Source organism: Pseudomonas edaphica (assembly GCF_005863185.1).
Classification (GTDB): Bacteria; Pseudomonadota; Gammaproteobacteria; order Pseudomonadales; family Pseudomonadaceae; genus Aquipseudomonas; species Aquipseudomonas edaphica.
On sequence record NZ_VBVZ01000477.1, the window covers coordinates 1 to 4,954 of the forward strand.

The 4,954-nt window shown below is 60.8% G+C and carries 3 protein-coding genes and 1 pseudogene; all 4 read left to right on the top strand.

Going from position 1 to position 4,954, the window contains the following annotated elements; translation table 11 throughout:
- Window positions 1–117: pseudogene (locus tag FEM54_RS24600) on the top strand (alpha/beta fold hydrolase); the annotation flags it as partial.
- Between the two features lie 173 nt (window positions 118–290).
- Entirely contained in the window at window positions 291–1,202 is a 912-nt protein-coding gene (locus tag FEM54_RS24605) for an SDR family oxidoreductase (RefSeq protein ID WP_138453446.1), read from the top strand.
- 482 nt (window positions 1,203–1,684) lie between these two features.
- Window positions 1,685–3,475, top strand: a complete 1,791-nt coding sequence (locus FEM54_RS24610; RefSeq protein ID WP_099549448.1) for a DUF1302 domain-containing protein — start codon at window positions 1,685–1,687, stop codon at window positions 3,473–3,475.
- A gap of 26 nt (window positions 3,476–3,501) precedes the next feature.
- Window positions 3,502–4,860, top strand: coding sequence for a DUF1329 domain-containing protein (locus FEM54_RS24615; protein WP_017135078.1), 1,359 nt, complete (start codon window positions 3,502–3,504; stop codon window positions 4,858–4,860).
- Window positions 4,861–4,954: the final 94 nt, after the last annotated feature.

Genomic DNA, 4,954 nt, shown 5'->3' on the forward strand with positions numbered 1-4,954 from the left:
TTACTGACCAATATCGGCCACTACCCGCAGATCGAAGCGCCGGTGCTGGTGCTCAAGCATTATTTGGCGTTTCGCGAACGTATCGGTCAGCCGGCGCCGCGAGTGTCCTACTCCTGAGGCCAATCCCGGGCTGCTGCGCAGCCCAGCGGGAGCAAGCTCCCTCGCCACAACAGCCGGTTGATCATCGCGCTGTCTTATTGAGCACCATTCAGCCTCGGCCGTGTTTATTGTGACCAAAGGCTGCGTGCGTGACACTCAACCCATTGCCAATGTCGCCAACGGAGTTCGGTATGAGTGAGTCAGTGCAGTTCCAGGATAAGGTCGTGATCGTCACCGGTGCCGGCGGCGGGCTGGGCCGTGCCCATGCGCTGCTGTTTGCCAGGCATGGGGCCAAAGTGCTGGTCAACGACCTCGGCGGCTCGACCCAGGGCGAAGGCGCGAATGCCTCGGCCGCCGACCGTGTAGTGGCGGAGATTCGCGAGGTGGGCGGTACTGCCGAGGCCAACCATGACTCCGTAACCGAGGGGGACAAGATCGTCCAGCACGCACTCGACGTGTTCGGCCGTGTCGACGTGGTGGTCAACAACGCCGGCATCCTGCGCGACAAGACCTTCCACAAAATGGACGACAGTGACTGGGACCTGGTGTACCGCGTGCATGTCGAAGGTGCCTACAAAGTTACCCGCGCCGCCTGGCCGCACATGCGCGAGCAGGGTTATGGCCGCGTGATCTTTACCGCGTCCACCTCGGGCATCTATGGCAACTTCGGCCAGTCCAACTACGGCATGGCCAAGCTGGGCCTCTACGGTTTGACCCGCACCCTGGCGCTGGAAGGGCGCAAGAACAACATCCTGGTCAATGCCATCGCCCCCACCGGCGGCACGCGCATGACCGAAGGCCTGATCCCGCCACAGGTGTTCGAACGCCTCAAGCCGGAACTGGTCAGCCCGTTGGTGGTGTACCTGGGCAGCGAGGCGTGCCAGGACACCTCGGGCTTGTTTGAAGTCGGCGGCGGCTGGATCGGCAAAACCCGCTGGGAGCGCAGCCTGGGCGTGGGGTTTGACCCTGAGGCGGGGTTCTCACCCGACGATGTGGCGGCGCACTGGGCGCAGATCTGCGACTTCGAAGGCGCTGCGCACCCCAAGGACAACATCGAAGCGTTGAAAGAGATGATGGCAAATTTGCAGAAGTTCAGCCTCTGATCGTTGCTTGAACACAGTTGAATAAAACGGGGCGCTAAAGGCGCCCCGTTTTATTTTGGGTATAAAAAAGGCCGCTGCAAACGCAGCGGCCGAAGTAAGACGTTGGATCAAGGAGCGACAAATCAACGTCAGTGAACAGCGGTAATAGATTGAAACATTAGGCCAATCTATTGGAATCAGACTTTTCCTGGATTTACCCAAGCGGGCCATCTGCCCTGAAAGTGCGTTAAGAATAGTCGGTTGTAACAAAATGAGTAATAGCAGTTCAGGACAAGGACTGTTGCAATTTCTGTAATTATCGCCAGCGCGCTATCCATCCTCCTGATAATCCGCCATCTGCCTAATCCATGGTGGCGCCCAAACCGCGGCCAGAGCGCCTGTTCATCCTTTCGAGCGACACCACGAATACCCCTTTGGTGCGCTTATCGCTCCCGAGGGGCGGCAGTAGGGTGGGGCCTTCTGTCACTCACCGGGGAAGACGCATGACAAAAACAACAATGCGCGCCATCTTCACGCCACAGGCGCTGGCCACGGCGGTTGCGCTGGGTTTCTGCGCCCAGGCGCAGGCTGTTTCATTCAACATCGGCGAGATCGAAGGGCAATTCGATTCCTCGCTGTCGGTCGGCGCCAGTTGGGGCATGCGCGATGCTGACAAGAAGCTGGTGGGCATTCCCAACGGCGGCACGGGGCAGGCGTCCACCGGTGATGACGGGCGGCTGAACTTCAAGAAGGGTGAGACCTTCTCCAAGATCTTCAAGGGCATTCACGACCTGGAGCTTAAGTACGGCGACAGCGGCATCTTTGTGCGCGGCAAGTACTGGTACGACTTCGAACTGCAGGACGAAAACCGCGAGTTCAAGCAAATCAGCAACAACCACCGCGACGAAGGTGCGCGCTCGTCCGGCTACGAGCTGCTGGATGCCTTCGTGTACCACAACTATTCCATCGGCGATTTGCCGGGCGCCGTGCGGGTCGGCAAACAGGTGGTGAGCTGGGGTGAAAGTACGTTTATCGGTAACTCGATCAACAGCATCAACCCCATCGACGTCTCGGCGTTCCGCCGCCCAGGCGCCGAGATCAAGGAAGGCCTGATTCCGGTCAACATGCTGTTCGCGTCCCAAAGCCTGACTAACCAGCTGTCGGTGGAAGGTTTTTACCAACTCAACTGGGAAAACACCGTGGTGGATAACTGCGGCACCTTCTTCGGTAACGATGTAGTGGCTCACGGCTGCAATGGCAACTACACGGTCGGCAGCCCGGCGATTGCGCCGTTGCAACCGGTGGCCGCAGCCTTTGGCCAGGGCTTTCAGGTGACGCGCGAAGGCGTGGTGGTGCAGCGCGCCAACGACCGCGAAGCGCGCGATGGCGGCCAGTTCGGTGCGGCCTTGCGCTGGCTGGGCGATGACACCGAGTACGGCCTCTACTTCATGAACTACCACAGCCGCACGCCAACGGTGGGCACGATTACCGCCAACACCAACCTGGCCACCATCGGCCGTATCGTCAGCACTGCCAACGCCATCGCGCCCGGCAGTGGTTCGGGCCTGGCCCAGAGCACCATGCTCGGGCGTGGCCAGTATTACCTCGATTACCCGGAAGACATCCGCCTGTACGGTGCCAGCTTCTCCACCACCTTGCCCACCGGCACGGCCTGGACCGGCGAAATCAGCTACCGGCCGAATGCGCCGGTGCAACTCAACACCACCGACCTGACCCTGGCGCTGGTCAACCCGATTGCCGGCCAAACCGCCTCGCCGATCCGCAGTTCGTTCGGCTCGGACAACTCAGGTTACCGCCGCAAGGAAATCACCCAGATCCAGAGCACCATGACCCAGTTCTTCGACCAGGTGTTGGGCGCCGAACGCCTGACGCTGGTGGGCGAGGCGGCCTATGTGCACGTCGGCGGGCTGGAAGCCAAGACCAAACTGCGTTATGGCCGCGATTCGGTGTATGGCGCCTATGGTTTCGGCGGCGACACCGACGGCTTCGTCACCGCGAACTCCTGGGGTTACCGCGCCCGCGCGATCCTCGACTACAACAACGTGTTCGCCGGGGTGAACCTCAAGCCCAACCTGTCCTGGTCCCATGACGTCAGCGGCTACGGCCCCAACGGCATTTTCAACGAAGGCGCCAAGGCGATCAGCGTCGGCGTGGATGCGGACTACCGCAACACCTACACCGCGAGCCTGAGCTACACCGACTTTTTCGGCGGTGACTACAACACCCTCACCGACCGCGACTTTATCGCCCTCAGCTTCGGCGTGAACTTCTGACTTGGTTTAAGGAAGGACAACAACCTATGCGTAAGCTATTTGCAGTGATGGCCCTGAGTGTACTGGCCGCCCACGTCATGGCCGCCGTCTCGCCCGAAGAGGCCGCCAAGCTCGGCACCACCCTGACGCCGGTCGGCGCCGAAAAAGCCGGCAACGCCGACGGTTCGATCCCGGCCTGGACCGGCGGCATCCCGAAAAACGCTGGCGCGGTGGACAGCAAAGGCTTTCTGGCCGACCCGTTCGCCAATGAAAAACCGCTGTTCGTGATCACTGCCGCCACGGTCGACAAGTACAAAGACAAGCTCTCCGACGGCCAGGTGGCGATGTTCAAGCGTTACCCCGAGACCTACAAGATCCCGGTGTACCCGACCCATCGCACGGTCAACCTGCCGCCGGATATCTACGAGTCGATCAAGCGCAGCGCGCTGAACGTGCACGCGATTAACGACGGTAATGGCCTGGAAAACTTCACCGGCAACCGTTACTACGCGTTCCCGATCCCGAAAAATGGCGTGGAAGTGTTGTGGAACCACATCACCCGTTATCACGGCGGTAACCTCAAGCGCATCATCACCCAGGCCACCCCGCAAACGAATGGCAGCTACACGCCGATTCGCTTCGAAGAAGAAGTGGCGGTGCCGCAAGCCATCCCGGACATCGACCAGGCCAAGGCGGCCAACGTGCTGAGCTTCTTCAAGCAATCGGTCACGGCGCCCGCACGCCTGGCGGGCAACGTGCTGCTGGTGCATGAAACCCTCGACCAGGTGAAGGAGCCGCGTCTGGCCTGGATCTACAATGCCGGCCAACGCCGCGTGCGCCGTGCACCGCAAGTCTCGTATGACGGCCCGGGCACCGCCTCCGATGGCCTGCGCACCACCGACAACTTCGACATGTTCTCCGGCGCGCCCGACCGCTACGACTGGAAACTGGTCGGCAAAAAAGAGATGTACATCCCCTACAACAGCTACAAGCTCGATTCGCCGACCCTCAAGTACGACGACATCATCAAGGCCGGGCACATCAACCAGGACCTCACCCGCTACGAGCTGCACCGCGTGTGGGAAGTGGTCGGCACGGTCAAGCCGAGCGAGCGGCACATCTACGCCAAGCGCCACATGTACATCGACGAAGACAGCTGGCAGGTCGCGCTGGTGGACCACTACGACGGGCGAGGCCAACTGTGGCGCGTTGCTGAAGGCCATGCGCAGTTCTATTACGACCACCAAGTGCCGGCCTACACCGTGGAAACCCTGTACGACATCATTGCCGGGCGCTACATCGCGCTCGGCATGAAGAATGAGGAAAAGCGCAGTTTCGTGTTCGGCTTCGCGGCCAAGGCGGCGGACTACACGCCAGCAGCGCTACGGTCCGAGGGCGTTCGCTGACTCAGATATAAAATATGGGAGCGAGCTTGTGTGGGAGCTGGCTTGCCTGCGATGCAGACACCTCGGTCTAACAGGCATACCGAGGTGATGCTAT